At 46.2% G+C, this 24184-nt stretch carries 42 protein-coding genes; 40 read left to right on the top strand and 2 right to left on the bottom strand.

All coding sequences use genetic code 11. The annotated features are described in order from the left end of the window. On the top strand, positions 1 to 429 hold a 429-nt coding region (locus BUC22_RS20885; RefSeq protein ID WP_479723677.1), incomplete at its 5' end, for an EF-Tu C-terminal domain-related protein. A gap of 362 nt (positions 430 to 791) precedes the next feature. Here the strand turns inward: BUC22_RS20885 and BUC22_RS20880 are convergent. Further along, positions 792 to 1247, bottom strand: a complete 456-nt coding sequence (locus BUC22_RS20880; RefSeq protein WP_013382290.1) for a GNAT family N-acetyltransferase — start codon at positions 1245 to 1247, stop codon at positions 792 to 794. Positions 1248 to 1518: 271 nt separating this feature from the next. Between BUC22_RS20880 and BUC22_RS20875 the strand changes: the two genes are divergently transcribed. The 39 genes from BUC22_RS20875 to rpsI all read left to right on the top strand — a co-directional run bounded on the left by BUC22_RS20875 (position 1519) and on the right by rpsI (position 23001). Next, positions 1519 to 2403 carry a DegV family protein gene (locus BUC22_RS20875; protein ID WP_013382288.1) on the top strand — a complete coding sequence of 295 codons (885 nt, stop codon included), beginning with the start codon at positions 1519 to 1521 and terminating at the stop codon, positions 2401 to 2403. Between the two features lie 514 nt (positions 2404 to 2917). Beyond that, on the top strand, positions 2918 to 3226 hold the full coding sequence (gene rpsJ / locus BUC22_RS20870) for a 30S ribosomal protein S10 (protein ID WP_013382287.1): 309 nt from the start codon (positions 2918 to 2920) through the stop codon (positions 3224 to 3226). 62 nt (positions 3227 to 3288) lie between these two features. Beyond that, positions 3289 to 3918, top strand: coding sequence for a 50S ribosomal protein L3 (rplC, locus tag BUC22_RS20865; protein ID WP_013382286.1), 630 nt, complete (start codon positions 3289 to 3291; stop codon positions 3916 to 3918). A gap of 29 nt (positions 3919 to 3947) precedes the next feature. Further along, complete coding sequence (rplD, locus tag BUC22_RS20860; RefSeq protein ID WP_013382285.1) at positions 3948 to 4568, top strand: 50S ribosomal protein L4; 621 nt, start codon at positions 3948 to 3950, stop codon at positions 4566 to 4568. Next, entirely contained in the window at positions 4568 to 4858 is a 291-nt protein-coding gene (rplW, locus tag BUC22_RS20855) for a 50S ribosomal protein L23 (RefSeq protein ID WP_013382284.1), read from the top strand. Before rplD ends, rplW begins: the two co-directional genes overlap by 1 nt. A gap of 46 nt (positions 4859 to 4904) precedes the next feature. Beyond that, on the top strand, positions 4905 to 5738 hold the full coding sequence (gene rplB, locus BUC22_RS20850; RefSeq protein ID WP_013382283.1) for a 50S ribosomal protein L2: 834 nt from the start codon (positions 4905 to 4907) through the stop codon (positions 5736 to 5738). Positions 5739 to 5755: 17 nt separating this feature from the next. Beyond that, positions 5756 to 6034 (top strand): 30S ribosomal protein S19, encoded by a 279-nt coding sequence (gene rpsS / locus BUC22_RS20845; RefSeq protein ID WP_013382282.1) that lies wholly within the window; start codon positions 5756 to 5758, stop codon positions 6032 to 6034. Between the two features lie 18 nt (positions 6035 to 6052). Beyond that, complete coding sequence (gene rplV, locus BUC22_RS20840; RefSeq protein ID WP_013382281.1) at positions 6053 to 6397, top strand: 50S ribosomal protein L22; 345 nt, start codon at positions 6053 to 6055, stop codon at positions 6395 to 6397. Positions 6398 to 6409: 12 nt separating this feature from the next. Continuing rightward, a complete protein-coding gene (gene rpsC / locus BUC22_RS20835) occupies positions 6410 to 7129 on the top strand; it encodes a 30S ribosomal protein S3 (protein WP_013382280.1) in 720 nt (239 codons plus the stop codon). Between the two features lie 18 nt (positions 7130 to 7147). Continuing rightward, the gene (gene rplP, locus BUC22_RS20830; RefSeq protein ID WP_013382279.1) at positions 7148 to 7576 is read left to right on the top strand and encodes a 50S ribosomal protein L16; all 429 of its coding nucleotides are present in this window, start codon (positions 7148 to 7150) and stop codon (positions 7574 to 7576) included. 2 nt (positions 7577 to 7578) lie between these two features. Beyond that, on the top strand, positions 7579 to 7782 hold the full coding sequence (gene rpmC / locus BUC22_RS20825) for a 50S ribosomal protein L29 (RefSeq protein ID WP_013382278.1): 204 nt from the start codon (positions 7579 to 7581) through the stop codon (positions 7780 to 7782). A 15-nt stretch (positions 7783 to 7797) separates the two neighbouring features. Continuing rightward, entirely contained in the window at positions 7798 to 8055 is a 258-nt protein-coding gene (rpsQ, locus tag BUC22_RS20820; RefSeq protein WP_176731170.1) for a 30S ribosomal protein S17, read from the top strand. Positions 8056 to 8084: 29 nt separating this feature from the next. Continuing rightward, complete coding sequence (gene rplN / locus BUC22_RS20815) at positions 8085 to 8453, top strand: 50S ribosomal protein L14 (RefSeq protein WP_013382276.1); 369 nt, start codon at positions 8085 to 8087, stop codon at positions 8451 to 8453. Between the two features lie 15 nt (positions 8454 to 8468). Next, positions 8469 to 8795: a 50S ribosomal protein L24 gene (gene rplX, locus BUC22_RS20810; RefSeq protein WP_013382275.1), complete on the top strand. Its 327-nt coding sequence runs from the start codon at positions 8469 to 8471 to the stop codon at positions 8793 to 8795. Positions 8796 to 8815: 20 nt separating this feature from the next. Further along, positions 8816 to 9355 (top strand): 50S ribosomal protein L5, encoded by a 540-nt coding sequence (gene rplE, locus BUC22_RS20805; protein WP_013382274.1) that lies wholly within the window; start codon positions 8816 to 8818, stop codon positions 9353 to 9355. 14 nt (positions 9356 to 9369) lie between these two features. Further along, on the top strand, positions 9370 to 9555 hold the full coding sequence (locus BUC22_RS20800; protein WP_013382273.1) for a type Z 30S ribosomal protein S14: 186 nt from the start codon (positions 9370 to 9372) through the stop codon (positions 9553 to 9555). Positions 9556 to 9590: 35 nt separating this feature from the next. Continuing rightward, on the top strand, positions 9591 to 9989 hold the full coding sequence (gene rpsH, locus BUC22_RS20795; RefSeq protein ID WP_013382272.1) for a 30S ribosomal protein S8: 399 nt from the start codon (positions 9591 to 9593) through the stop codon (positions 9987 to 9989). Positions 9990 to 10013: 24 nt separating this feature from the next. After that, entirely contained in the window at positions 10014 to 10547 is a 534-nt protein-coding gene (gene rplF / locus BUC22_RS20790) for a 50S ribosomal protein L6 (RefSeq protein WP_013382271.1), read from the top strand. Positions 10548 to 10593: 46 nt separating this feature from the next. Next, positions 10594 to 10962, top strand: coding sequence for a 50S ribosomal protein L18 (rplR, locus tag BUC22_RS20785; RefSeq protein ID WP_013382270.1), 369 nt, complete (start codon positions 10594 to 10596; stop codon positions 10960 to 10962). Positions 10963 to 10979: 17 nt separating this feature from the next. Beyond that, complete coding sequence (gene rpsE, locus BUC22_RS20780; RefSeq protein WP_013382269.1) at positions 10980 to 11486, top strand: 30S ribosomal protein S5; 507 nt, start codon at positions 10980 to 10982, stop codon at positions 11484 to 11486. Between the two features lie 12 nt (positions 11487 to 11498). After that, a complete protein-coding gene (gene rpmD / locus BUC22_RS20775; RefSeq protein ID WP_013382268.1) occupies positions 11499 to 11681 on the top strand; it encodes a 50S ribosomal protein L30 in 183 nt (60 codons plus the stop codon). A 10-nt stretch (positions 11682 to 11691) separates the two neighbouring features. Further along, the gene (rplO, locus tag BUC22_RS20770; RefSeq protein WP_013382267.1) at positions 11692 to 12135 is read left to right on the top strand and encodes a 50S ribosomal protein L15; all 444 of its coding nucleotides are present in this window, start codon (positions 11692 to 11694) and stop codon (positions 12133 to 12135) included. Then, positions 12136 to 13395 carry a preprotein translocase subunit SecY gene (gene secY / locus BUC22_RS20765; protein ID WP_013382266.1) on the top strand — a complete coding sequence of 420 codons (1260 nt, stop codon included), beginning with the start codon at positions 12136 to 12138 and terminating at the stop codon, positions 13393 to 13395. Positions 13396 to 13414: 19 nt separating this feature from the next. Then, positions 13415 to 14065: an adenylate kinase gene (locus tag BUC22_RS20760; protein WP_013382265.1), complete on the top strand. Its 651-nt coding sequence runs from the start codon at positions 13415 to 13417 to the stop codon at positions 14063 to 14065. Between the two features lies 1 nt (position 14066). Continuing rightward, a complete protein-coding gene (gene map / locus BUC22_RS20755) occupies positions 14067 to 14816 on the top strand; it encodes a type I methionyl aminopeptidase (protein ID WP_013382264.1) in 750 nt (249 codons plus the stop codon). Between the two features lie 11 nt (positions 14817 to 14827). After that, positions 14828 to 15124, top strand: coding sequence for a KOW domain-containing RNA-binding protein (locus BUC22_RS20750; protein WP_038354277.1), 297 nt, complete (start codon positions 14828 to 14830; stop codon positions 15122 to 15124). A gap of 3 nt (positions 15125 to 15127) precedes the next feature. Beyond that, a complete protein-coding gene (gene infA / locus BUC22_RS20745) occupies positions 15128 to 15355 on the top strand; it encodes a translation initiation factor IF-1 (RefSeq protein WP_013382262.1) in 228 nt (75 codons plus the stop codon). A gap of 15 nt (positions 15356 to 15370) precedes the next feature. After that, positions 15371 to 15484: a 50S ribosomal protein L36 gene (gene rpmJ, locus BUC22_RS20740; RefSeq protein ID WP_013382261.1), complete on the top strand. Its 114-nt coding sequence runs from the start codon at positions 15371 to 15373 to the stop codon at positions 15482 to 15484. Positions 15485 to 15673: 189 nt separating this feature from the next. Continuing rightward, complete coding sequence (rpsM, locus tag BUC22_RS20735; protein ID WP_013382260.1) at positions 15674 to 16042, top strand: 30S ribosomal protein S13; 369 nt, start codon at positions 15674 to 15676, stop codon at positions 16040 to 16042. A gap of 11 nt (positions 16043 to 16053) precedes the next feature. Next, positions 16054 to 16446, top strand: coding sequence for a 30S ribosomal protein S11 (rpsK, locus tag BUC22_RS20730; protein WP_013382259.1), 393 nt, complete (start codon positions 16054 to 16056; stop codon positions 16444 to 16446). Positions 16447 to 16466: 20 nt separating this feature from the next. Beyond that, complete coding sequence (gene rpsD, locus BUC22_RS20725; RefSeq protein WP_013382258.1) at positions 16467 to 17096, top strand: 30S ribosomal protein S4; 630 nt, start codon at positions 16467 to 16469, stop codon at positions 17094 to 17096. 103 nt (positions 17097 to 17199) lie between these two features. Beyond that, positions 17200 to 18159: a DNA-directed RNA polymerase subunit alpha gene (locus tag BUC22_RS20720; protein ID WP_013382257.1), complete on the top strand. Its 960-nt coding sequence runs from the start codon at positions 17200 to 17202 to the stop codon at positions 18157 to 18159. Between the two features lie 7 nt (positions 18160 to 18166). Then, the gene (rplQ, locus tag BUC22_RS20715) at positions 18167 to 18508 is read left to right on the top strand and encodes a 50S ribosomal protein L17 (RefSeq protein ID WP_013382256.1); all 342 of its coding nucleotides are present in this window, start codon (positions 18167 to 18169) and stop codon (positions 18506 to 18508) included. 128 nt (positions 18509 to 18636) lie between these two features. After that, entirely contained in the window at positions 18637 to 19473 is an 837-nt protein-coding gene (locus BUC22_RS20710; protein WP_041690453.1) for an energy-coupling factor transporter ATPase, read from the top strand. Further along, positions 19464 to 20330 carry an energy-coupling factor transporter ATPase gene (locus BUC22_RS20705; RefSeq protein WP_013382254.1) on the top strand — a complete coding sequence of 289 codons (867 nt, stop codon included), beginning with the start codon at positions 19464 to 19466 and terminating at the stop codon, positions 20328 to 20330. Before BUC22_RS20710 ends, BUC22_RS20705 begins: the two co-directional genes overlap by 10 nt. Next, complete coding sequence (locus tag BUC22_RS20700) at positions 20323 to 21144, top strand: energy-coupling factor transporter transmembrane component T family protein (protein WP_073383639.1); 822 nt, start codon at positions 20323 to 20325, stop codon at positions 21142 to 21144. Before BUC22_RS20705 ends, BUC22_RS20700 begins: the two co-directional genes overlap by 8 nt. 61 nt (positions 21145 to 21205) lie before the next feature. Next, positions 21206 to 21940 (top strand): tRNA pseudouridine(38-40) synthase TruA, encoded by a 735-nt coding sequence (gene truA, locus BUC22_RS20695; RefSeq protein WP_073383637.1) that lies wholly within the window; start codon positions 21206 to 21208, stop codon positions 21938 to 21940. Positions 21941 to 22146: 206 nt separating this feature from the next. Then, complete coding sequence (rplM, locus tag BUC22_RS20690) at positions 22147 to 22584, top strand: 50S ribosomal protein L13 (RefSeq protein WP_013382251.1); 438 nt, start codon at positions 22147 to 22149, stop codon at positions 22582 to 22584. Between the two features lie 24 nt (positions 22585 to 22608). Continuing rightward, the gene (rpsI, locus tag BUC22_RS20685) at positions 22609 to 23001 is read left to right on the top strand and encodes a 30S ribosomal protein S9 (RefSeq protein ID WP_013382250.1); all 393 of its coding nucleotides are present in this window, start codon (positions 22609 to 22611) and stop codon (positions 22999 to 23001) included. A 124-nt stretch (positions 23002 to 23125) separates the two neighbouring features. On the opposite strand, the gene BUC22_RS20680 is transcribed toward rpsI, so the two are convergent. Next, positions 23126 to 24148: a tyrosine-type recombinase/integrase gene (locus BUC22_RS20680; RefSeq protein WP_073383635.1), complete on the bottom strand. Its 1023-nt coding sequence runs from the start codon at positions 24146 to 24148 to the stop codon at positions 23126 to 23128. Positions 24149 to 24184: the final 36 nt, after the last annotated feature.

Below are 24184 nucleotides of genomic sequence, written 5' to 3'. Positions count from 1 at the left end.
ACCGTTGTAACCGGGATTGAAATGTTCCGTAAGCTGTTAGATGAAGGCCGTTCAGGCGACAACATCGGCGCGTTACTGCGTGGGATCGACCGTACCATGATCGAACGTGGACAGGTACTGGCAAAACCAGGCTCCATCCACCCACACACCCACTTCACCGCCCAGGTATACGTCCTGACCAAAGAAGAAGGCGGCCGTCATACCCCATTCTTCGATGGCTACAGACCACAGTTCTACTTCAGAACAACCGACGTAACCGGTAATATCAAACTGCCAGAAGGTGTAGAAATGGTTATGCCAGGGGACAACGTTGAAATGGAAATCACATTGATCACCCCAATCGCGATCGAAGAAGGTTTACGTTTCGCGATCCGTGAAGGCGGACGTACCGTTGGCTCCGGAGCCGTTGCAAAAATTATTACAGATTAATTTTAGATTAGAATAGAATTTAGAGGATCAGGCTTTTTGCGAGCCTGATCCTTTTTTAATGGAGAATTGAGAATGGAGAATTGAGAATTATTGGAGCAAACGGCAGCCTTTGGCTGCGTTTGATGGAAGGCGATGGTAGCACGGCGGCTGGCTCTGGTTTGTGTCCGCAACTGGAAGAGGCCTCCCGAAATCCCGAAAACGCTGTTTGAAAACAGTTTTCGGGATTTCGGGAGGCCTTTTTACAGAATAAATTTTAAATTTTAGTTGCGGACACTGCGTTGAAATTCAGGTATAACCGCCGACGCCAAAAAAAGAAACCCGGCAGAGCCGGTGTTTCTTCCAAAATTCTCCATTCTCCATTCTCAATTTTCCATTCCCAACGCCTTCTCCATCCTCACGTGCCCGATCCCCAGCTCCACAAAAGGCTCGCCCACAGACGTGTACCCCTGCTTGTGGTAAAAAGCCTCGGCGGTCTGCCGCGCGTTGAGAACAATGCGGGTAAAGCCCTGGGTGGCGGCAAAGCTTTCGGCAAAGGCGATGAGCCTTGCGCCGAGGTGCTGCCTCTGCAGGGCGGTATCCACAGCCACCTGGCGCATTTGGAGGGTGGTGCTGTCCTTTGGGATGAGCACCAGCACCGCGGCCAGCTCAGGGCCTCTGAAGATGCCGAGGTGATAATTGTTTTTTTCGTCGCTCAGGTCCTCGTCATAAAGGCTCAGACCCAGGGGTTTCCGCAGCAGCCGGTCCCGGAGGGCAAGGGCCTGGTCGTAATCCCCGGAGCCGTAGGCGATGATTTTTCGTAGGGTTAAATTTGAAAACATGATGATCTCCTTTGATGATAAGGTGTTTTTATTATACCACAGTGCCCGGGCGGTTCATAACGCAAAAATCAGGCGGCGGCCCGTGCGTTATGAGAAAAGGCTGGAACCCGCATAAATAGGGAGATTGAGAGCGCAAAAAAGTCATAAAGTCATAACGCACATAACCCGGCGCGTTTTCAGCCCCAGAAAATGACAGCGGGTGTTGAAAGCTTTTTGGGAACATGATATGATTTAAAGGCTATAAATAAAAAAACAGATCGAGGAAACAGAAATGGTGCGACTTTTAATTGACAGTATGTGTGATATGCCGGAGGCTTTCCAGAAGCATCCGCGGGTGGATATGATCCCTCTCAATGTGATTGTGGAGGAGCGCTCCTACCGGGATAAGGTAGAGATTCATTTGGATGAAATTCATGCCTATATGCGTCAGGGAGTAATGCCCAGCACCTCGCAGGTGCGTCCCGGGGATTTTAAGAAACGTTTTGAGGCTTACGCCGAGGCAGGGGATGAGGTGCTGTACCTGGCCTTTACCTCCAAGTTGTCCGGGAGCTGCCAGACCGGGCGTGTGATGCTGCGGGAGGTTCAGGAGACCTACCCGGATTTCAGATGTATTGTGGTGGACAGCCTGCAGAGCGGCGGCAGCGTAGGCCTCATCGCCATGGAGCTGATCCGTCTGCTGGACGCCGGCGCCGATCTGCCGCTGCTGGCGGACGCGGCGGAGAAGCTGAAAACCCACGCCCAGTTTTATTTTTCGGTTCAGGACCTGAAGTGGCTGAACAAGGGCGGCCGGGTGTCCAAGGGGATCGCTGTGGTGGGGGATTTTCTGAAAATCCGTCCCGTGGTCTATGTGGACCAGGGTGAGCTCAACATCATCGGCAAGGTGCGCGGTGATAAAAAGGCAGTGGCGACGCTGGTGGAAAAGGTGCTTGAGAGAACCGGTGATTACAGGGATCAGACCATTGGCATTGCCTACGCCGATCCCATGGAATGCCAGGAGCTGGTGGTGTCGCTGCAGGATAAGCTTGCGGCTGCGGGCATGCCGGATACGGCGCCAGTGCCCATCGGCACCGTACTGGCCGTCCACCTGGGGATGCGGGGGATCGGCGCTTACTTCTGGGATGAACGGCCTGAGGTGATTTTGAGGGATTGCCTGTAGGGGTTTAAGTGATAAAACGGCCCGGGTTATGTGCGTTATATGGTTATGACTTTTTGGAGGGCTGAAACCCTGTGTTCATGGGGGTTTTGGCCTTTTTTCATAACACATTGGCCGCCGCCTGATTTTGGCGTTATGAACTTTTGGGGTTCGGAGCCGGGGGATGCGTTACTATGCGAAAGCACATTTTCTTAAGACTTTCTTAAATGTAAACGTCTTTTCATAGCGCGTCAAAAAAAAGATGTTTATTTCCTTAAAAAGCTTGCATCCAGGCGCCCCGGCATGTATAATAGACAAGGTTGACTATCTGCGATGAGATGGGAAGTTGCTGTTACTAATTCAGGTAATTCCCATGGAGTATGTCACGATCAAAGAATCGGACGACAACCCCTTGAAACCGGCTGTTTCGGGCCGCTTTTTTTTAAAAGTTTTAGAATGAAACACCCGGCTGAGTTGACAAGGTGGTTGACGTACCTAAATGCTATTGCAAAAAACATACAAGGAGGTAAATTTAGGTATGGCAAAACAAAAAATTAGAATCAGACTCAAGGCTTTTGATCATCAGTTACTCGATCAATCAGCTGAAAAAATCGTTGAAACAGCAAAGAGAACAGGTGCGAGTGTTTCTGGCCCTATTCCGCTTCCGACTGACAAGGAAATCATCACGATTTTAAGAGCGGTTCACAAGTACAAGGATTCCAGAGAACAGTTCGAAATGCGCACGCACAAACGCCTGATCGACATCTTAAATCCGACACCGAAAACAGTAGACGCCTTAATGCGTTTAAACCTGCCAGCAGGCGTTGATATCGAAATTAAATTATAATTTTAGTCAACCACACACAATATTATGATCGCCCGGCGATCCAATGATATAGGAGGAAAAAATTGAAAAAAGCAATTATCGGCAAGAAAATTGGTATGACTCAGATTTTCACAGAAAACGGTACGGTTGTTCCGGTTACGGTTGTGGAAGCGGGTCCATGTGTTGTCGTCCAGAAGAAAAATATGGACGTTGACGGTTACGAAGCGGTTCAGCTCGCTTACGGCGATGTGAAGGAAAAACGCGTAACCAAACCTTTAAAAGGTCATTATGACAAACACGGCGTTGAATATAAAAAAGTCATCCGTGAATTTAAATTAGACGATTATGATGCTTTTGAAACAGGACAGGTCATCAAGGCTGACATGTTTGAAGCAGGCGACAAGGTTGATATCTCCGGTAAATCCAAAGGTAAGGGTTTCCAGGGCGTCATCAAACGTCACGGCCAGTCCAGAGGACCGATGGCTCATGGTTCCAAGTACCACAGAAGCCCAGGCTCCATGGGTGCTTCCGCTTACCCGGCTCGCGTTATGAAGGGTAAGAACTTACCAGGTCAGATGGGGAATAAGAATGTCACTGCTTTAAATCTGGAAGTTGTTCAGGTTTCTGCAGAAGACAATATTCTGCTCATTAAGGGTGCTGTTCCCGGTCCTAGAGGCTCACTGGTTTCCATCAAAAGCAGCGTTAAAGCATAGAATATCTTAGCTTGAAAGGAGGAATTCAAATGCCAAAAATGGACATCTTAGATGTAAAAGGAAATGTCGTTGGTGACGTGGAACTCAGCGAAAGAGTTTTCGGGATCGAACCCAACGAACCGGTTGTACATGAAGTAGTCGTAGCACTGCTTGCAAATAAACGTCAGGGCACGAAAGGCACCTTAACCCGTTCCGAGGTCAGAGGCGGCGGCAGAAAGCCCTGGAGACAAAAAGGAACGGGCCGCGCCCGTGCCGGCACAAGCCGTTCTCCGTTATGGATTGGCGGCGGCGTGATCTTCGCTCCGAAATCCAGAGATTACAGCAAGAAGGTTAACAAAAAGGTTCGTAACCTGGCCATGCGCTCTGTTTTCTCAGCGAAGGCTCAGGACAACGAATTAAGAGTTTTGGATCAGCTGACAATGGATGCGCCCAAAACCAAGGAAATGGTCGGCATCTTAAGCGCGATTAACGCGCCGAAGGCTCTGATCGTAACAGCGGAAAAGGACGATGCGGTTGTCCGCTCTGCAAACAACATTCAGAAGGTGGCGACCACAACGGTCAGCGAACTGAATGTTTATGACATGTTAAAATACGACGTTCTGGTTATGACCAAGGACGCTTTAGAAAAAATTGAGGAGGTATACGCATAATGAAGAATCCTCGCGATATTATCATCCGTCCGCTGATCACTGAAAAGAGCATGGATGATAGTGAATTCAACCGATATACTTTCGAAGTCGCTAAGAATGCGAACAAAATCGAAATCAAAAATGCCGTTGAAGAAATCTTCGATGTGAAGGTCGAAAAAGTTGCGACCATGAACATGAACGGTAAAATGAAGAGAATGGGCCGTTTCGAAGGCAGAAGAAAAAACTGGAAAAAAGCCATCGTTAAACTGACTGAAGACAGCAAGGCCATTGAATTCTTCGAAGGCGTATAAGCCTAAGACCCGATAAGCATTTAACACTACAGGAGGTTTGCGAATAATGGGTATTAAAAAATACAAACCGACGTCCCCTGGACGCAGAAATATGAGCGTCAATACATTTGACGAAATCACTAAAAAAGAACCAGAAAAATCCTTATTGACTCCTTTGAAGTCCAAAGCTGGTCGTAACAACTACGGTCGTATTACCGTAAGACACCAGGGTGGCGGAGCCAAGAGAAAATACAGAATCATTGACTTCAAGAGAAACAAAGACGGTGTGCCGGGCAAGGTTGCAGGGATTGAATACGATCCGAACCGCAGCTCCAACATCGCGCTGATCCACTATGTTGATGGGGAAAAACGTTACATCATCGCGCCTTTAAAATTAAAGGTTGGCGACACCATCGTCTCTGGTCCTGAAGCCGACATTACCATTGGCAACTGCCTGCCGCTGAAGAATATCCCGGTTGGTACCCTGGTACACAACATCGAATTAAAAGCGGGCAAGGGCGGCCAGATGGTGCGTTCTGCCGGTGCTTCTGCACAGCTGATGGCCAAGGAAGGCAACTACGCAACACTGCGTCTGCCATCTGGTGAAATGCGCCAGGTGCGCCTGGAATGCCGCGCAACCGTCGGTACAGTTGGTAACTTAGATCACCAGAATGTCCGCATTGGTAAAGCAGGCCGTAAACGCCACATGGGTATCCGCCCAACCGTTCGTGGTTCTGTTATGAACCCGAATGACCATCCACACGGTGGTGGTGAAGGCCGCGCTCCGGTTGGCCGCTCTGGCCCGGTTACGCCTTGGGGTAAACCGGCTCTTGGTTATAAGACACGTAAGAAGAATAAACCTTCCGATAAATATATCGTACGTCGTCGTAACGTGAAATAAGCATAGGAGGTTAAAATATGAGTCGATCTGTAAAAAAAGGACCTTACGTCAGCGAAAAGCTGCTTAAAAGAATAGAAGAAATGAACGAAAAAGGCGAAAAGAACGTGCTGAAGACCTGGTCAAGAAGCTCCACTTTATTCCCACAGATGGTTGGACACACCATCGCTGTTCATGACGGTAGAAAGCATGTGCCTGTATATGTCACTGAAGACATGGTTGGTCACAAACTCGGCGAGTTTGCGCCCACAAGAACCTACAGAGGCCATGCCGGCGAAAAGAAAACAAAAATGAAATAGCCAAAAGGAGGGTGCAAAGTGGAAGCAAGAGCTACAGCTAAATATGTACGTGTTTCATCCAGAAAGGCTAAATTAGTGGCTGATTTGATCAGAGGTAAAAGCCTCGGAGAAGCCTTAAGTATTTTGGCTTTAACACCGAACAAAGCCGCGAAAATCACTGAAAAAGTCGTAAAATCTGCCTTAGCAAACGCGGAAAATAACCATAACATGGATCCTGAAAAATTGTACATCGATCAGATCTACGCCGATCAGGGACCAACCTTAAAAAGATACAAAGCTGGCCCGCAGGGACGTGCTTTTCCAATTAAGAAGAGAACTTCCCACATCACAGCTGTTTTAAAAGAATACGAAGTACAGGAATAGGAGGAATCAGGTTTGGGTCAAAAAGTTAATGCACACGGCTTACGTGTGGGCGTGATTAAAGACTGGAATGCAAAATGGTATGCAAATGACAGAGATTTTGCGGATTGCTTAATTGAAGATCACGATATTCGTAAATACATCAAGGCCAGCCAATTCCAGGCGGGCATTTCCAAAATCGTTATCGAACGTTTCGGTAACAAGATTAAAATCCACATTCATACCGCTAAACCCGGCATGATCATCGGCAAGGGCGGTGCTGGTATTGAAGCGCTGAGATTAGAACTTGAAAAAATGACTGGCAAAACAGTCTTCATCAATATTGTAGAAGTTAAGAACATCGATATGGATGCTCAGTTAATCGCTGAAAACATTGCAGGCCAGTTAGAAAGAAGAATTTCTTTCCGTCGTGCAATGAAGCAGTGCATGCAGCGCACCATGCGCGCAGGTGCTAAGGGCATCAAAACCATGGTTGCCGGCCGTCTGAACGGTGCTGAAATGGCCCGTACAGAAGGTTACGCTCAGGGGAACGTCCCCATGCAGACCCTGCGTGCCAATATCGATTACGGTTTCGCTGAAGCGGACACAACCTATGGTAAATTAGGCATCAAGGTTTGGGTCAATAAAGGTGAAATCTTAACAGGACGTGAAAACATCTTAGCCGTCAGCGAGGAAGAAGATTCCAAGGGCAAAAGAAACAACCGTCGTAAAGCTCCTAGAAAAGAAGCAAACTAAGAGAGGAGGACATACAATATGTTAATGCCGAAACGTGTTAAACGTAGAAGAGTACATAGAGGTCGTATGAAAGGCCAGGCTACCCGCGGTAACAAAATCACCTATGGTGATTACGCGATCCAGGCCCTGGAACCAGCATGGATCACAGCCAATCAGATTGAAGCTGCCCGTGTTGCCATGACCAGATATATCAAAAGAGGTGGTAAGGTTTGGATCAAGATTTTTCCGGACAAACCGGTTACTGCCAAACCAGCCGAAACGCGTATGGGTTCCGGTAAAGGGGCTCCAGAATACTGGGTGGCCGTTGTAAAACCAGGCCGCGTATTATTCGAAATCTCAGGTATTCCTGAAGATGTCGCAAGAGAAGCGATGCGTCTTGCTCAGCACAAGCTGCCGATCAAAACCAAGTTTATCACTCGTGCAGCACAGGAAGAAGTGGGTGAATAAGTATGAAAGCAAATGAATTAAGAGAATTAACAAACGTAGAATTAGAAGGCAAGCTTGGAGATTTAAAGGAAGAATTATTCAACCTGCGTTTCCAGCACGCTACCGGACAATTAGAAAATCCGATGCGGATTAAAGAAGTAAAGAAAACATACGCACGTATCAAGACGATTATGCAGGAACGTGAAGCAAAATCGGCTGAAGCGTAAAAACAGGAGGTTTAGCTGATGGAACGTAATGATAGAAAAACCCGTGTTGGTCGCGTCGTCAGTGACAAAATGGACAAAACCATTGTTGTTGCCGTAGAAACTTTTGTAAAACATCCTCTTTACAAGAAAAGAGTTAAGAATACAGTTAAGTTTAAAGCTCATGATGAAAATAACGAATGTGGCATTGGCGATACCGTTAAAATCATGGAAACAAGACCACTTAGTAAAGATAAACGCTGGAGATTAGTTGAAATAGTAGAAAAGGCATTATAAGATTTAATGCCCGGAAGGAGGTATTTCGGATGATTCAACAAGAAAGTAGATTGAAAGTTGCTGATAATACCGGTGCAAAGGAATTGTTATGCATCCGAGTTCTCGGTGGTTCAGGAAGACGTTATGCCAACATTGGCGACGTGATTGTATGCGCTGTGAAAAGTGCTGCTCCTGGCGGAGACGTTAAAAAAGGTGACGTTGTAAAAGCGGTTGTTGTTCGCTCAAAACGCGGTGTACGCCGTGATGACGGAAGCTATATCAAATTTGACCAGAACGCAGCTGTTTTGATAAAAGATGATAAAAATCCAAGAGGAACCCGTATCTTCGGACCTGTTGCGAGAGAGTTAAGAGACAAGAAGTATATGAAAATTGTATCTTTGGCTCCTGAAGTACTTTAATTAGGAGGTGACCATATGGCTAATAAGATGCATGTAAAAAAAGATGATATTGTCCAGGTAATTTCTGGTAAAGATAAAGGCAAAACCGGTAAGGTTTTAGCAGCTTTCCCTGACGAAGGAAAAGTACGTGTCGAAGGTGTCAACATTCTGACCAAGCACAAAAAACCATCCCAGGCAATGCAGCAGGGTGGCATTATCCGCGAAGAAGGTAAGATTGACGCTTCTAACGTATTGTTAAACTGTGATAAATGCGGCCGCGGCGTTCGTACCGGCGTACAGATCACAGAAGACGGTAAAAAAGTAAGAGTCTGCAAGAAATGCGGACAGGTTCTCGATAACTAATCTGGGGAAGGAGGCACATTATGGCTAGAATGCAAGATAAGTATCTCAACGAAGTCGTACCGGCTTTGAAAGAGAAATTTCAGTATAAAAATGTAATGGAAGTTCCTAAACTGGAAAAGGTTGTAATCAACATGGGTTTAGGGGACTGTAAAGATAATTCAAAGGCTCTGGAAGCTGCCGTAATTGACTTAGGCATCATCGCCGGCCAGCGACCGGTTGTTACCAAGGCTAAAAAATCAGTTGCAAACTTTAAGGTAAGAGAAGGACAGAATGTCGGTGCTAAAGTGACCTTAAGAAGCGACAGAATGTACGAATTCTGCGACAAGCTGTTTAACATCGCTCTCCCTCGCGTAAGAGACTTCAGAGGTTTATCCAACAAGTCTTTTGACGGCAGAGGCAACTACGCATTCGGTATCAAGGAACAGTTAATCTTCCCTGAAATTGACTACGATAAGGTAGAACAGATCAGAGGGATGGACATTATGTTCGTAACCACGGCTAAAACTGACGAGGAAGCGCACGAACTGTTAAGCTTACTCGGCTTACCGTATGCTAAATAAGGAGGCTCGTTACAATGGCTAAAAAAGCAATGAAAGAAAAACAGCAGAAAAAACAAAAATATTCGTCACGTGAATACAACCGTTGTCGGATTTGCGGGAGACCACATGCTTACTTAAGAAAGTTTGGTATCTGCAGAATTTGTTTTAGAGAATTGGCTTATAAGGGAGAAATTCCTGGTGTTCGTAAAGCCAGCTGGTAAGTACGGCTTACACAAACGAAAAGGAGGCACTAAGCATGACAATGACTGATCCAATTGCAGATATGCTGACAAGAATCAGAAATGCAAACAATGCAGGTCACAAAACTGTAGAAATGCCGGCTTCCAAAGAAAAGAAAGCGATCGCTGAAATTCTTTTGGAAGAAGGTTATATCAATAAAGTAGATTTCATTGATGATGACAAACAGGGCATTATCAAAATCACACTTAAATACGGCGAAAACAAGAGCAAGGTTATTGCTGGTTTAAAGAGAATTTCAAAACCAGGCCTGCGTGTTTATGCTGGGAACAACGAAATCCCAAAAGTATTAAACGGACTGGGTGTAGCCATTATTTCTACATCTAAGGGCGTTTTAACCGATAAAGAAGCTAGAAGAGCCGGCGTAGGCGGCGAAGTAATCTGTTACGTCTGGTAACAAATTAACAGGAGGTATACGAAAATGTCAAGAATCGGTAAAGCTCCAGTTGCCATTCCCGCTGGTGTCGAAGTCAAATTAGATGGACATACCTTAACTGTAAAAGGGCCTAAAGGTCAACTGGTTAGAGAATTCCATCCTGATATGATTATCGAAATTGAAGATAACGAAGTGATCGTTAAAAGACCATCTGAAAACAAAGAGCACAAATCCTTACACGGCTTAACCCGTGCGCTGATCGCCAACATGGTAACCGGCGTCAACAGCGGATTTGAAAAAGTTCTTGAAATTAGTGGTGTTGGTTACAGAGCTGAAAAGAAAGGCAACAAACTGGTCATGAACCTGGGATATTCCCATCCTGTCGAAATGGAAGATCCAGAAGGCGTTGAGACCGTTTGTGATGGACAGACTAAAGTAATTGTCAAAGGCATCAGCAAGGAAGCCGTTGGCGCACACGCTGCCAATATCCGTGCAAAGAGATTGCCTGAACCTTACAAGGGACATGGTGTTAAGTACGCGGACGAACATATCCGTCGTAAAGTTGGTAAAACTGGTTAATCATTAACGGCTATGCCCGACAGGTAAGAAAAAGGAGTGAATCTGAATGATTAAAAAAATCAATAAAAACGAATTGCGTTTGAGAAAACATTTGAGAGTCCGCAAAAAAATTGCCGGAACAAATGAAAGACCTCGTCTGAACGTATTCAGAAGCAATAAAAATATGTACGCACAGATCATTGATGATGCAAAAGGCGTCACCTTGGTTTCTGCTTCCACCCTTGACAAAGATCTGAGAGACCAGATCGAAAAAGGTGGCGGAAAAGCCGCTGCAAAAATGGTCGGCGAAGCCATTGCCAAAAAAGCACTGGCAGCGGGCATTGAAGATGTTGTGTTTGACAGAGGCGGTTATATCTACACTGGAAGAGTAAAAGAATTAGCAGACGGCGCGCGTGAAGCCGGATTAAAATTCTAAGTAAAGGAGGTCGCTTGATGCAGAGTAATAAAATTGATCCGAACACATTGGATTTACAGGAAAGAGTTGTTACCATCAACCGTGTCACCAAGGTTGTAAAAGGTGGTCGTAACTTTAGATTCAGTTGTTTAGTGATTGTTGGAGACGGAAACGGCTATGTAGGTGTCGGCAAAGGAAAAGCAATGGAAATTCCGGACGCGATCCGCAAGGGCATCGAATCCGCTAAAAAATCATTAATCAAAGTACCACTTGTTGGAACAACCATTCCGCATTTAGTACAGGGCGAAGATGGCGCCGGCAAAGTGCTCTTAAAACCTGCCGGACCTGGTACCGGTGTTATCGCCGGCGGTGCTGTTCGTGCTGTATGCGAATTAGCCGGAATTAAAGATATCAGAACGAAATCTTTAGGAACGAATAATGCCCGCAATATGGTCAACGCTACAATGGAAGGGTTAGCGCGTTTAACCACTCTTGAAGAAGTAGCAGCCAAACGCGGCAAATCACCTGAAGAAATTTTAGGTTAGGAGGCGTTCATCGTGGCGAAACAATTAAAAATCACACTTAAGAAAAGCATCATCGGTCGCAATCAGAGACAGCGTAAGACGATTGAAGCCCTGGGTCTTAAGAAAATCGGACAGACCGTTGTTCATGATGACACCCCTCAGATTCGCGGCATGATCCACAAAACAGATTTCATGCTCGACGTTGAAGAAGTATAGGAGGTGTACGATGAGATTACATACCTTAAGACCTGCAGAAGGCTCTAAGAAAGATACCAAGCGTAAAGGCCGCGGTACCGCAACCGGACAGGGTAAAACTGCCGGCAGAGGTCAGGACGGCCAAAAATCACGTTCAGGCGGCGGTGTACGTCCGGGCTTTGAAGGTGGTCAGATGCCACTGGCCCGCAGACTGCCAAAACGTGGTTTCTCAAACTATCGTTTCAAAAAAGAATACGCCATCGTCAATGTTGGCGAATTAAACGCTTTTGAAGAAAATACAGTAGTAACACCTGAGTTATTATTAGAATATGGTTTCATTCGCAAATTAAAAGCTGGTGTAAAAATTTTGGGTGAAGGGGATTTGGAAAAAGCTTTAACCGTTAAAGCGAACAAAGTCAGCAAGTCTGCTGAAGAAAAAATCCTTGCCCGAGGAGGAAAGGTAGAGGTGATTTAGATGATTTCTACTTTGAAGGATGCATGGAGAATTCCGGATTTACGACGCAAGATGATCTATACGATCGCCTTGCTGTTCGTCTATCGTCTGGGTTCTTTTATTCCCGTCCCTTACATTGACACCGCGCAGCTTGCGAACCTTGTTAATGATGGCGGAATTTTTGGATTGTTTAACATCATTTCCGGGGGGAACTTTGGTAATTTTACGATTTTTGCCATGAGCATCACCCCTTACATCAATGCATCCATCATCATGAATCTTCTAGCATTTGCCATACCAGCATTAGAAAGATTACAAAAAGAAGGCGAAGAAGGACGTAAAAAAATTGCTCAGTACACCCGTTACTTAACCATTGTACTGGCAATTATCCAAGCCTTGGGGATGAGTTTATCCTATGGTGGACTTTTAACCGAAAAGAATGCCTTTACCATTTTCGTTGTTGTGCTCTGTATTACAGCAGGAACAACCTTCCTGATGTTCTTAGGCGAACAGATCACAGAAAACGGCATTGGCAATGGGATCTCACTGATTATCTTTATCAGTATCATCTCCAGAATTCCAAATGCGATCGTGCAGATTTACCAATACGTACAGGTTGGGACTATGTCGATCGTAGCGGTTATTTTACTGGTCATTGGTATCATCATCGCAACGGTTGCCGTTGTGGCCGTTACCGAAGGGCAGCGTAAAATACCCGTGCAGTATGCAAAAAGAGTGGTCGGACGTAAAATGTACGGCGGACAAAGCACCCACATTCCGCTCCGCGTGAATATGGCAGGCGTTATCCCCATCATTTTCGCCAGTTCCTTAACCCTCTTCCCGGCAACTTTAGCACAGTTTTTCCCGAACTCCGGCTTCTCAGCCTGGATATCTAAATACTTTGCTTGGGGCGCACCGGTAACAACCATTATTTATATCGTTTTAATTGTAGCATTCACCTATTTCTATACCGCTGTTACCTTCAATCCATTTGATATTGCAGATAACATCAAGAAACAGGGTGGTTATGTGCCCGGTATAAGACCAGGTAAGCCAACCGTTGAGTATTTATCCCGTATTATGAACCGTCTGACCCTTTTCGGTGGGATTTTCCTCGCGTTGATTGCGATCATTCCAATCATCATCGGGAATTTCATGGGCGGCGTCAGCTTACAGTTCGGTGGTACAAGCTTACTGATCATCGTCGGTGTTGCACTGGAAACAGTTAAACAAATCGAGTCAGAAATGACCATGCGGAATTATCAAGGATTTTTAAAATAGTAAAAACGGAGATAAGAAAATGAGAGTTGTATTATTAGGACCTCCGGGTGCTGGAAAAGGTACACAGGCAAAGGGCATCGCAAATGCCTACGCCATTCCTCATATTTCCACTGGAGATCTTTTCAGAGAAAATTTAAAAAATAAAACACCGCTCGGAGTCAAGGCACAGTCCTATATGGACGCCGGGAAACTGGTGCCGGACGAACTCGTCATCGCATTGGTAGAAGACCGGATCGAAAGAGACGATTGTAAAAATGGTTACCTGCTCGATGGTTTCCCAAGAACCGTCGCACAGGCAGAAGCACTGAAAGCATTTAACGAAAAAATGGGTCATCCTCTGGACTTCGCTGTGAACATTTCCGTTCCTTCAGACATCCTGGTTGACCGGATCACCGGAAGACGCAGCTGCCCAGCATGTGGCGCGACTTACCACATCCGGTACAACGCACCAAAGAAAGAAGGTATCTGTGACAATGACGGCACAGCCTTAATTCAGAGAGATGACGATAAACCGGAAACGGTAAAAACCCGGATTGACGTATACGAAGAAGAATCCGCTCCTTTAGTAGGCTATTACGACAAGCTGGGTAAACTGGTTACCATAGACGGTACCCAGTCTCCTGCAGAAGTTGCAGAAGCTATCAAAGTTGCGCTTGGTGGTGCCCGGTAATATGATTACCATAAAATCACAAAACGAGGTTGAAGCGATGCGGCGCGCCGGCAGAATTGTTGCCGAGTGCCACGCGCTCATTCAATCAAAAATAAAACCGGGTATGACAACCCTGGATCTGGACCGGATCGCTGAAAAGTTTATCCGGGAACAGGGTGCGTACCCAACCTTCCTGGGTTATCAGGGCTTCCCAAATTCCATTTGTGCTTCCGTTAACGAAGAAGTGGTTCACGGCATTCCCGGGAACCGCAGGTTAAAGGAGGGAGACATTATCGCCGTGGATCTCGGCGCGACGTTAGGCGGTTACGTCGGCGACGCGGCCAGAACCCATGCGGTTGGTAAAATCTCCGAGGAAGCGCAAAAACTCATTGATGTAACCAGAGAGTCCTTCTTTAAAGGCATTGAGTATGCCAGAGAGGGTTACCGCCTGTCAGACATCTCCCATGCGATACAAGAAGTTGTGGAAGCAAACGGGTTCTCAGTGGTAAGGGACTATGTGGGACATGGCATCGGACGCGAAATGCACGAAGATCCGCCCATTCCAAACTATGGTAAACCCGGTCACGGGCCTAGATTGCGCCAGGGAATGTGCCTTGCCATCGAGCCGATGGTCGATGTGGGGACTTACAACGTAAAACTTTTAGCGAACGACTGGACCGTTGTGACTGCGGATGGTTCCTTATCCGCTCACTATGAAAATACAATTTACATTACAGGCAAAGAAGCGCCTGAGATACTCACGATGCTTTAAGGGTAATGAAGATGGATGATTTAAAAGTGGGACAGATTGTCCGGCCATTAGCCGGACGGGATAAAGGCCAGGTCATGGTTGTCTACGAGATTCTGGATCAGAACTACGTAACGATCTGTGATGGAAAGCTTAGAAAAGTAAGTAACCCCAAAAAGAAAAAGGTCAGGCACCTGGCAAAGACAAACCAGATCGTCACAATATTGCATGAGAAATTGAAAAACGGTGATAAAGTAAACAATGCCGAAATCAGAAAATGTCTTGAACCATTTTTAGGCGAGATTGATGACGGTAAAAGTGAGGAGGTTTGATCAATGGGCAAAAAAGACGTGATTGAAGTCGAAGGCAAAGTCATTGAGGCTTTACCAAATACGATTTTTTTAGTAGAATTAGAGAATGGGCATCAGATAACAGCGCATATTTCAGGAAAATTAAGAATGAACTACATTCGGATTTTACCTGGAGACAAAGTTATGTTAGAATTGTCCCCATATGATTTGACCCGTGGGCGTATCGTATGGCGGGGAAAAGGCAGATCATAAAGGAGGAAACAAACAATGAAAGTAAGACCATCAGTAAAACCGATTTGCGAAAAATGCAAAATCATTAAGAGAAACGGTCGTGTAATGGTAATTTGTGAAAATCCTAAACACAAACAGAAACAGGGTTAATAAAACCCTTTGGACTAAAACAAGCGTGCGGCCGCGGCAATTAATCCGTACGCATGATATAGAGGCACAGGCCTGATTGCATAACCCACAAGGGGTCTGTCGAACATGGGACTAGGAAAAATAAGCAAGGAATCCGGGGTTCCAGGTCATCATATACATGACCAATAAAATTTAGGAGGTACTAACCATATGGCAAGAATTGCCGGCGTCGATTTACCCAGAGATAAAAGGGTAGAAGTAGGCTTGACCTACATTTATGGAATTGGTCGTCCAACTTCCAATAAGATTTTAAAAGAGTTAAACATTAACCCTGATACCAGAGTTAAAGACTTAACTGAAAATGAAGTTAACGCATTAAGAAACATTCTCGATGAAAAATACACCGTAGAAGGTGATTTGCGTCGTGAAGTTAATTTAAATATTAAACGGCTGATCGAAATTGGTTCCTACAGAGGTTTAAGACACCGTAGAGGTTTACCTGTCCGCGGACAGAAAACCAAAACCAATGCCCGCACCCGCAAAGGTCCGAAGAAAACAGTCGGAAGAAAGAGCAAATAGGAGGTTGAATCATGGCTAAGAAAGTTATCCGTTCTAAGAAAAGAAAAATCAAAAAGAATATTGAACGCGGCCAGGCCCACATTCAATCTTCATTCAATAACACCATTGTGACCATCACTGACACTGCAGGAAACGCCTTATCTTGGGCAAGTGCCGGAGAATTAGGTTTCAGAGGTTCCAGAAAAAGCACACCTTTCGCAGCTCAGATGGCTGCTGAACAGGCTGCAAAGCTTGCAATGGAACACGGTTTAAAGAGTGTTGAAGTAATGGTCAAAGGACCAGGTTCAGGTCGTGAAGCAGCGATTCGTGCCTTACAGGCAGCGGGCCTTGAAATTACCCTCATCCGAGACGTAACCCCAATCCCGCACAATGGCTGTCGTCCGCCTAAACGCAGAAGAGTCTAATAGGAGGTGTAAAGAATAGTATGGCAAGATATACAGAAGCATCATGCCGTCAGTGCAGACGTGAAGGCATGAAATTATACTTAAAGGGTGAAAGATGTTATTCTACAAACAAATGTGCGTTTGAAAGAAGACCGACACCACCAGGACAGCATGGTAAAAGACGTACAAAATTATCTGAATACGGCTTACAGTTACGTGAAAAACAGAAAGTTAAAAGAATCTATGGCGTTCTGGAAAAACAGTTCGCACATTACTTTGATTTAGCTGAAAAACAGAAAGGGATTACCGGTTCTAACCTGTTAGAAATCCTGGAAACCCGTCTGGACAACGTTGTTTACCGTCTTGGCTTAGCAACATCCAGAAAAGAAGCCCGTCAGCTCGTACAGCACGCCCATTTCCTGGTTAACGGCAAAAAGGTCAACGTACCTTCTTACCTGGTTAAGGAAGGCGACACCATCGAAGTAAAGGCAAAAAGCAAAAAATCACCTAAATTTAAAGAAATTCTTGAAGCAACTGAAAACAGAGCTGTCGCTCCTTGGTTATCAGCAGATTTAGATACTTTAAGCGGAAAAGTTATCGGAAGACCGACAAGAGAAGATATTGATGTTGAAATTGCTGAACATCTAATCGTCGAATTGTATTCTAAATAATAGGATAAAATGACAATGAGACATTCGCCGGCGCTCTGCGCCGGTATGCGTAACCCTCACGTTATGGAACTGAAAAATTTAAATTTAGGAGGGTCAAGATTAAATGATCGAATTTGAAAAACCAATTATCGAAATCGTTGAAAAATCAGAAGATGAAACCTACGGCAAGTTTGTCGTCGAACCCTTGGAAAGAGGCTATGGTACAACCTTAGGCAACAGCTTAAGACGGATCATGCTTTCCTCCCTCCCAGGCGTTGCCGTCACTTCCGTTAAAATAGACGGTGTTCTTCATGAATTCTCAACCATCCCCGGCGTACGGGAAGACGTTGTGGAAATTCTGCTGAACATGAAAGGTTTGGCTGCTGAAATCTTCTCAGACGAACCCAAAACCGTCCGCATTGAAGCAGAAGGCGAAGGCGAGATCACCGCTGGTGATATCATTACCGACGCTGATGTGGAAATCTTAAATCCCGACATGCACATCGCAACCCTGGCAAAGGGCGCAACCCTGAACATGGAAATGCGTCTGGAAAAGGGCCGCGGCTATGTCGCTTCTGATAAAAATAAATATCCGGGTATGCCAATCGGTACCTTACCGGTTGACTCCATTTTCTCACCAATCCGTAAGGTTAACTTTCTGGTGGAAAATACCCGTGTCGGTCAGATAACCGATTTTGACAAGCTGACCCTGGAGGTGTGGACCGATGGGACCACCACCCCCGAAGAAGCCCTGTCATTATCAGCAAAAGTACTGAATGAACATTTGAATCTTTTCATTGATTTAACCGACCACGCAAACAGTGTCGAAATCATGGTTGAAAAAGAAGAGAATGAAAAAGAACGCATCCGTGAAATGTCCATCGAAGAGCTGGAATTATCCGTGCGTTCAAGCAATTGCCTGAGAAGGGCAAATATTGATACCGTTGAAAAATTAACTCAGAAAACCGAAGAGGACATGATCAAGGTGCGTAACCTTGGCCGTAAGTCTTTAAATGAAATCAAGCACAAGCTGGCTGAAATCGGGTTATCTCTGAGTCAAGAAGACGAAAAGACAAAGGAGTGATAGAATAATGGCTGGATACAGAAAATTAGGCCGCCCAACCGATCAAAGAAGAGCAATGCTCAGAAATCTGACCACTTCACTTTTAGAGCACGGTAGAATCGAAACAACCGTTACCCGCGCAAAAGAAGTAAAAAGAATGGCAGACAAAATGGTCACCTTGGGTAAAAGAGGCGACTTACATGCCAGAAGACAGGCGTTAGCATACATTACAAAAGACGATGTTGTAAAGAGCCTGTTCGATGAAATTGCACCTAAATACGCCGAAAGACAGGGTGGTTACACACGCATCTACCGTGTTGGACCACGCAGAGGCGACGGTGCTGAAATGGCAGTAATTGAATTAGTATAAACGAAAATGGGATTAAGCCTTGCGCAAGGTTTAATCCCTTTTGACGATTTAGTCCGAAATTTCAAAATGCCATTGAAAATTAAGTGGGAGCACAGATCGTGCCCTGCATTAAACAGAAAGAGAAGCTCATGGAAAAAATTATCGAGGTTAAAAACCTGTTCTATGAATACCCCAGAACCAATGAAAATGAAAACACCATCGCGCTGCAAGGCGTCGATTTCAGTATAGAACGCGGGGAGTTCGTGGGCATTATCGGCCATAACGGCTCCGGTAAGTCCACCCTGTCAAAGCTCCTCAACGCCATCATTCAGCCCACAGACGGCGACGTCGTCGTGAATGGAATGAACACCAAAGATCCCGAACACCTTTGGGATATCCGCCAGACCGCGGGCATGGTTTTCCAAAATCCCGATAACCAGCTGGTTGCCACCATCGTGGAAGAAGATGTGGCCTTTGGACCGGAAAACCTGGGTATACCGCCGGAGGAAATCCGCAGGCGCGTGGACGAGGCACTCGGCACCGTCGCCATGGAAGCCTACCGCAGGCAGAAACCCCATCAGCTGTCCGGCGGCCAGAAACAGCGGATCGCCATTGCCGGCATACTGGCAATGGAACCCGACTGTATTATTTTTGATGAGCCTACCGCCATGCTCGACCCATCTGGTCGAAAAGAAGTTATGCGGACCATCAAAAAGCTGAACGAAGAAAAGAAAATGACTGTGCTGCACATTACCCATTACATGAATGAGCTCATTGACGCAGATCGGATCATTGTACTCGATAAAGGAAAAATCGTCATGCAGGGCAGACCCAAAGAAATCTTCCGGCAGGTGGACAAGCTGAAAGAAATCGGGCTTGATGTCCCGCAGATGACCGAGCTGGCCCATGATTTACGCCAGTCCGGCTTCAATATTCCCGATGATATCCTTCATATCGAAGAAATGGTGAATGCCCTATGCCACTAGAAATACGACATTTAGATCATACCTATTCCGAGGGCTCCCCCTTTGAGTTTAAGGCACTGAAAGACATCAACCTGAACATTGAGGACGGCCAGTTTGTGGGACTCATCGGCCATACCGGCTCTGGAAAATCCACCCTGATCCAGCACCTCAACGGGCTGCTTCAGCCCACCGGCGGCACCGTCCTGTTTAACGGGGCAGACATCTTTACCGAGAAAAAGGAAGCCCTGATCCAGATCCGCCATAAAATCGGGCTGGTTTTCCAGTATCCCGAACACCAGCTGTTTGAGGAGACCGTTGAAAAGGACGTGTCCTTCGGCCCCAAAAACCTGGGGCTCGACGAAGCAGAGATCAGCCGGCGCGTGAAGCACGCCATCAAAATGGTCGGGCTGAACTATGAAAAAGTCAAGGATAAATCCCCCTTTGAGCTGTCCGGCGGGCAGATGCGGCGGGTGGCCATCGCCGGTGTCCTGGCCATGGATCCTGACGTACTCATCCTGGACGAGCCCACCGCAGGCCTGGACCCCAGCGGACGGGACGAGATTTTAAACCAGATCAAAACCCTGCATGAGAAAAAGAAAATCACCGTTATCCTCGTGTCCCACAGCATGGAGGACGTTGGCAAGCTGGTGGATAAAATCATCGTCATGCACGCCGGAGAGGTCGTCTTTTTCGACACCCCGGCCAGGGTTTTCACACAGATCGACACCCTCGAGTCCATCGGGCTGGCAGTGCCTGAGGTCACCTACCTCATGCGTGAGCTTAAGAAAAAATATCCGGATATCCGTGAGGATATCTTTACCGTCGAAGCTGCAAGGCAGGAGATCGAGCGGGTAGTGAGGAGGGAAAGCGATGTTTAAAGATATCACCATCGGACAGTACTATCCCACCGATTCCATCATCCACCGGCTCGACCCCCGGACCAAGATCATTTTTACCTTTGCATACATTGTCATGCTCTTTGTCGTCAACAACCTGTGGGGCTATATCGCAGCCTTCGCGCTGCTGGTCGGCGTCATCATTGCCTCCCGGATTCCCCTGTCCTACATAGTGCGTGGCGTTAAAGGGCTGATTTTTATCATCCTGCTGACCGTCATTCTCAACCTGTTTATGACGCCGGGGACTGAAATCGCCAGCCTTGGACCGCTGCATATTACCATGGAAGGGGTAAAGGTCGCCGTCTTTATGGCCATGCGTCTGATTTTCCTGGTCGTGGGCACCAGCATCATGACCCTGACCACCTCACCCATTGACCTGACCGACGGCATGGAGTTCTGCATGAAGGGTATTCCTTTTGTGCGCCGCTATGCCCATGAGCTGGCCATGATGATGTCCATCGCCCTTCGGTTTATCCCGACCCTGATGGAAGAAACGGACCGGATCATGAAAGCACAGAAGGCCAGAGGCGCCAACTTTGAGACTGGCAATATCATTTCAAGGGCCAAAGCCCTGATCCCCATACTGGTGCCGCTGTTCATCAGCGCCTTCAGGCGGGCCGATGAGCTGGCGACCGCCATGGAAGCGCGGTGCTACCGGGGCGGCGAAAACCGCACCCGCATGAACCAGCTGAAATTCACAAAGCGCGACGGTTTTGCGTTCGCCATGATGTTCGTCATGATTGCGGTCTTTATCCTGTCGCGGTTGATTACAATACCGCTGATTTTTCCAGCGTGATCATAGAAACATCCAGGACCGGTAAAATCTGCCGGTCCCGATTTATTTAAGGAATGATACCATGAAAAATATCCAGATGATCATCGCCTACAAAGGCACCCGCTACGCCGGATGGCAGCGCCAGCCAAACGCGCCCACCGTCGAGGAAGCCCTGACAGGCGCCATCAAGGCTGTGACTGGTGAGACCGTCACTCTTTACGGCTCCGGCCGTACCGACGCGGGCGTCCACGCCCTTGGGCAAAGCGCACACTTCCACACCGAGAGCCGGGTGCCGCCCGAACGGTTTGCAGCCGCCCTTAACACCAGGCTGCCCGGGGACATCCGTGTGCTGTCAAGCTGTGAGGCCCCAAAAGGCTTTCACAGCCGTTATTCGGCGAAAGGCAAGGTTTATACCTACCAGCTCTATTTAAACCCGGTTTTGAGCCCATTTTACGCCGAATACAGCTGGCATGTTAATTACCCTGTGGATGTTTCCAGAATGAAAGCAGCGTCAGCGGCCTTTTTGGGGGAGCACGACTTCTGCGGCTTTATGGCTGCCGGCAGCAGCGTCAGAGGGACCGTCCGCACCATCCGGGCCATTACCTTTGAGCAGGAAGGGGCACTGCTGCGCATAACTTATACGGGCAATGGCTTTCTCTATAATATGGTCCGGATCATGACCGGAACCCTGGCGGAAATTGGAATGGGCAGGATAAAGGCAGAAGCGCTGCCGGGAATCATCGCCTCCTGTGACCGAAAACAGGCTGGTATGACCGCCCCGCCCCAGGGCCTTTTTCTGCGGGAAGTGCTGTATTGAAAAAACATCAAAAAAGCCTGAAAATTAAGCAAAAAAGAATTGACACACCAGGTGAGATGTAATAGAATATAGCGTGGACGTTATTGTATCACTAGCCCCGATACATTGATGAACGTGTTCCGGTAACCCCCACTTTTACCGGAAAGACACTATAGATTAAACCCAGAATAACCGAGTTTTTTAGAAGAATGAAGGAGGAGCTTGAGATGAATTCAAACGCAACAAAAATGCCAAAATCTCATGAAATAGAGCGTAAATGGTACGTTGTTGACGCCGAAGGAAAAGTATTAGGCCGTTTAGCAACAGAAGTAGCCAACATTTTAAGAGGAAAGAACAAACCATATTTTGCACCACACGTAGATTGCGGTGACTTTGTGATTATTATCAATGCCGACAAGATTGTATTAACCGGTAACAAATTAGATCAGAAATTATACAAAACCTATTCCGGACATCCAGGTGGATTAAAGGAAGTAACATACAGAAAATTCTTAGCAGACAAACCAGAATTACTGGTTACCAAAGCTGTTAAAGGCATGGTTCCCCACAACAAACTGGGCAGCCAGATCATGACCAAATTAAAGGTTTATGCAGGCAATGAACATCCGCATGCTGCACAGCAACCAGAAGCTTTAGAAATTTAATGCTAAGAAGGGAGAAAAAATAGAATGGCAAAAGTACAATATTTTGGAACAGGTAGAAGAAAAACCTCTGTCGCCAGAGTTCGTTTATTACCAGGCGAAGGCAAATTCGTCATCAATGGCCGTGATATCGATGAATACTTCGGTATGGAAACTTTAAAAGTGATCGCAAAACAGCCATTAACCTTAACAGGAACCACCGATACTTTTGACGTGATCGTCAACGTATACGGCGGCGGCTTCACCGGCCAGGCTGGTGCAATCCGTCACGGTATCGCAAGAGCTTTACTCGAAGCCGATGCCAACTTAAGACCAGAACTGAAAAAAGCCGGTTACTTAACCCGTGACCCAAGAATGACCGAAAGAAAGAAATACGGTCTCAAAAAAGCACGTCGTGCACCACAGTTCTCCAAGAGATAATTATACCGAAATCACAAAACCCCGGAATGGCTTATTTCCGGGGTTTTTCTTATGTTATGCTTCGGTATAAAACGGCAAAAATTCGTATTATAACCAGCAAACAACTAGCAAATAACCAGCAAACTTATAAAAGCTCAATGGCTTCTTTAAGATCTTCAAGGTCTTTGTGTGTATAAACTTTCTCAGAGGTTTGGTAGGAGGCGTGACCTCCGATTTTTTTAATCGCAACTTTGTTCGCTCCGGCTTTATCCATCAGTGTGAACCACGTATGTCGACAGTCGTGTGTTTTATGGTCCATGCCTAATTGCTCCATGATTGGTTCAAAATATTCGCGGACATAGTTACTGTATTTCATTTGTCGGCCCAGTCGGTTGGTGATTAGAAACTTATTATCTGGGTTATAGCGTTTTTCAACCAGAGGCAGGATCTTGTGACTGATCGGCACGATTCTGTTTTTACCGGCCTCTGTTTTTAGCCCACCAGTGAGCGTGCCGCCCTCCAGGTTCACGTTTTCGGTTTTTATATCCAGTAGCTCACTGATCCGAAAACCGGTGTAGATTAAAATTAGGATTGTATCAACCATCAAAATTTCAGGTTCAACGTCAAAGAGCCGTTTGATCTCTGCATCGGTAAAGGGCTTGCGCTCAATGGTTGTTTCGCGTTTCCCAAGCTCGATAAACTCTGAATAATCTTTTGCAACGATGTCATTCTTCATCGCATACTTGTAGACACCTTTTAATAAGATCTTTATCTTTCGTTTAGTTTCATAGGATCTGTCACACGTATCCACAATCCTCTGAAGGTCACTGGCCTTAATCTCAGCAAAAATTTTCTTGTGGATAGGGGAGCAGTGTTTAAATGCGGCGTTATACCCGTTTTGTGCGCTCTTGGAAAGCTTATCTACACTTTCAGTTTTAAAGCGGTTATAAAGGTCTTCAAAGGTTAATTTGTTCTGTTTCACATCATAAGGATTTTCATTAAATTTGACCAACGCACACATAGCCTCTTTCTTTGTCTCATAGGTGCCGATGGTAAACCACTTTTGTTTCCCGGTGTTGGTGAATCCTAAAGTCTTTCTTGCGATCCACGGCCTTCGACGGCTTCCTTTCATCTTGTACACGGTTCCAAAACCGTTGGGTAATCTCATATTGTACCTCCTTCAATTTAAGAATTTTGGGCATAA

Origin of the sequence: Eubacterium callanderi (assembly GCF_900142645.1) — a bacterium.
GTDB lineage: Bacteria > Bacillota > Clostridia > Eubacteriales > Eubacteriaceae > Eubacterium > Eubacterium callanderi.
Note: the sequence above shows the minus strand (reverse complement) of the source record. Positions and strands in the feature narration are given on the sequence as shown.

Excerpts from the sequence above, each read along its gene's own strand:
- rplE (WP_013382274.1), top strand. The coding sequence starts at position 8,816 with ATGGCTAGAATGCAAGATAAGTATCTCAACGAAGTCGTACCGGCTTTG.
- rplP (WP_013382279.1), top strand. The coding sequence starts at position 7,148 with ATGTTAATGCCGAAACGTGTTAAACGTAGAAGAGTACATAGAGGTCGT.
- BUC22_RS20720 (WP_013382257.1), top strand. The coding sequence starts at position 17,200 with ATGATCGAATTTGAAAAACCAATTATCGAAATCGTTGAAAAATCAGAA.
- BUC22_RS20700 (WP_073383639.1), top strand. The coding sequence starts at position 20,323 with ATGTTTAAAGATATCACCATCGGACAGTACTATCCCACCGATTCCATC.
- rplX (WP_013382275.1), top strand. The coding sequence starts at position 8,469 with ATGGCTAATAAGATGCATGTAAAAAAAGATGATATTGTCCAGGTAATT.
- rplQ (WP_013382256.1), top strand. The coding sequence starts at position 18,167 with ATGGCTGGATACAGAAAATTAGGCCGCCCAACCGATCAAAGAAGAGCA.
- rplO (WP_013382267.1), top strand. The coding sequence starts at position 11,692 with ATGAGATTACATACCTTAAGACCTGCAGAAGGCTCTAAGAAAGATACC.
- BUC22_RS20880 (WP_013382290.1), bottom strand. The coding sequence starts at position 1,247 with ATGTTTTCAAATTTAACCCTACGAAAAATCATCGCCTACGGCTCCGGG.
- BUC22_RS20800 (WP_013382273.1), top strand. The coding sequence starts at position 9,370 with ATGGCTAAAAAAGCAATGAAAGAAAAACAGCAGAAAAAACAAAAATAT.
- rpsS (WP_013382282.1), top strand. The coding sequence starts at position 5,756 with ATGAGTCGATCTGTAAAAAAAGGACCTTACGTCAGCGAAAAGCTGCTT.
- rplW (WP_013382284.1), top strand. The coding sequence starts at position 4,568 with ATGAAGAATCCTCGCGATATTATCATCCGTCCGCTGATCACTGAAAAG.
- rpsD (WP_013382258.1), top strand. The coding sequence starts at position 16,467 with ATGGCAAGATATACAGAAGCATCATGCCGTCAGTGCAGACGTGAAGGC.
- rpmC (WP_013382278.1), top strand. The coding sequence starts at position 7,579 with ATGAAAGCAAATGAATTAAGAGAATTAACAAACGTAGAATTAGAAGGC.
- BUC22_RS20710 (WP_041690453.1), top strand. The coding sequence starts at position 18,637 with ATGGAAAAAATTATCGAGGTTAAAAACCTGTTCTATGAATACCCCAGA.
- BUC22_RS20705 (WP_013382254.1), top strand. The coding sequence starts at position 19,464 with ATGCCACTAGAAATACGACATTTAGATCATACCTATTCCGAGGGCTCC.
- rpsE (WP_013382269.1), top strand. The coding sequence starts at position 10,980 with ATGCAGAGTAATAAAATTGATCCGAACACATTGGATTTACAGGAAAGA.
- rplR (WP_013382270.1), top strand. The coding sequence starts at position 10,594 with ATGATTAAAAAAATCAATAAAAACGAATTGCGTTTGAGAAAACATTTG.
- secY (WP_013382266.1), top strand. The coding sequence starts at position 12,136 with ATGATTTCTACTTTGAAGGATGCATGGAGAATTCCGGATTTACGACGC.
- rpsJ (WP_013382287.1), top strand. The coding sequence starts at position 2,918 with ATGGCAAAACAAAAAATTAGAATCAGACTCAAGGCTTTTGATCATCAG.
- rpsH (WP_013382272.1), top strand. The coding sequence starts at position 9,591 with ATGACAATGACTGATCCAATTGCAGATATGCTGACAAGAATCAGAAAT.
- map (WP_013382264.1), top strand. The coding sequence starts at position 14,067 with ATGATTACCATAAAATCACAAAACGAGGTTGAAGCGATGCGGCGCGCC.
- rplB (WP_013382283.1), top strand. The coding sequence starts at position 4,905 with ATGGGTATTAAAAAATACAAACCGACGTCCCCTGGACGCAGAAATATG.
- rpmJ (WP_013382261.1), top strand. The coding sequence starts at position 15,371 with ATGAAAGTAAGACCATCAGTAAAACCGATTTGCGAAAAATGCAAAATC.
- BUC22_RS20875 (WP_013382288.1), top strand. The coding sequence starts at position 1,519 with ATGGTGCGACTTTTAATTGACAGTATGTGTGATATGCCGGAGGCTTTC.
- rplN (WP_013382276.1), top strand. The coding sequence starts at position 8,085 with ATGATTCAACAAGAAAGTAGATTGAAAGTTGCTGATAATACCGGTGCA.
- rplM (WP_013382251.1), top strand. The coding sequence starts at position 22,147 with ATGAATTCAAACGCAACAAAAATGCCAAAATCTCATGAAATAGAGCGT.
- infA (WP_013382262.1), top strand. The coding sequence starts at position 15,128 with ATGGGCAAAAAAGACGTGATTGAAGTCGAAGGCAAAGTCATTGAGGCT.
- rpsK (WP_013382259.1), top strand. The coding sequence starts at position 16,054 with ATGGCTAAGAAAGTTATCCGTTCTAAGAAAAGAAAAATCAAAAAGAAT.
- rplF (WP_013382271.1), top strand. The coding sequence starts at position 10,014 with ATGTCAAGAATCGGTAAAGCTCCAGTTGCCATTCCCGCTGGTGTCGAA.
- rpsM (WP_013382260.1), top strand. The coding sequence starts at position 15,674 with ATGGCAAGAATTGCCGGCGTCGATTTACCCAGAGATAAAAGGGTAGAA.
- BUC22_RS20750 (WP_038354277.1), top strand. The coding sequence starts at position 14,828 with ATGGATGATTTAAAAGTGGGACAGATTGTCCGGCCATTAGCCGGACGG.
- rpsI (WP_013382250.1), top strand. The coding sequence starts at position 22,609 with ATGGCAAAAGTACAATATTTTGGAACAGGTAGAAGAAAAACCTCTGTC.
- BUC22_RS20680 (WP_073383635.1), bottom strand. The coding sequence starts at position 24,148 with ATGAGATTACCCAACGGTTTTGGAACCGTGTACAAGATGAAAGGAAGC.
- rplD (WP_013382285.1), top strand. The coding sequence starts at position 3,948 with ATGCCAAAAATGGACATCTTAGATGTAAAAGGAAATGTCGTTGGTGAC.
- BUC22_RS20760 (WP_013382265.1), top strand. The coding sequence starts at position 13,415 with ATGAGAGTTGTATTATTAGGACCTCCGGGTGCTGGAAAAGGTACACAG.
- truA (WP_073383637.1), top strand. The coding sequence starts at position 21,206 with ATGAAAAATATCCAGATGATCATCGCCTACAAAGGCACCCGCTACGCC.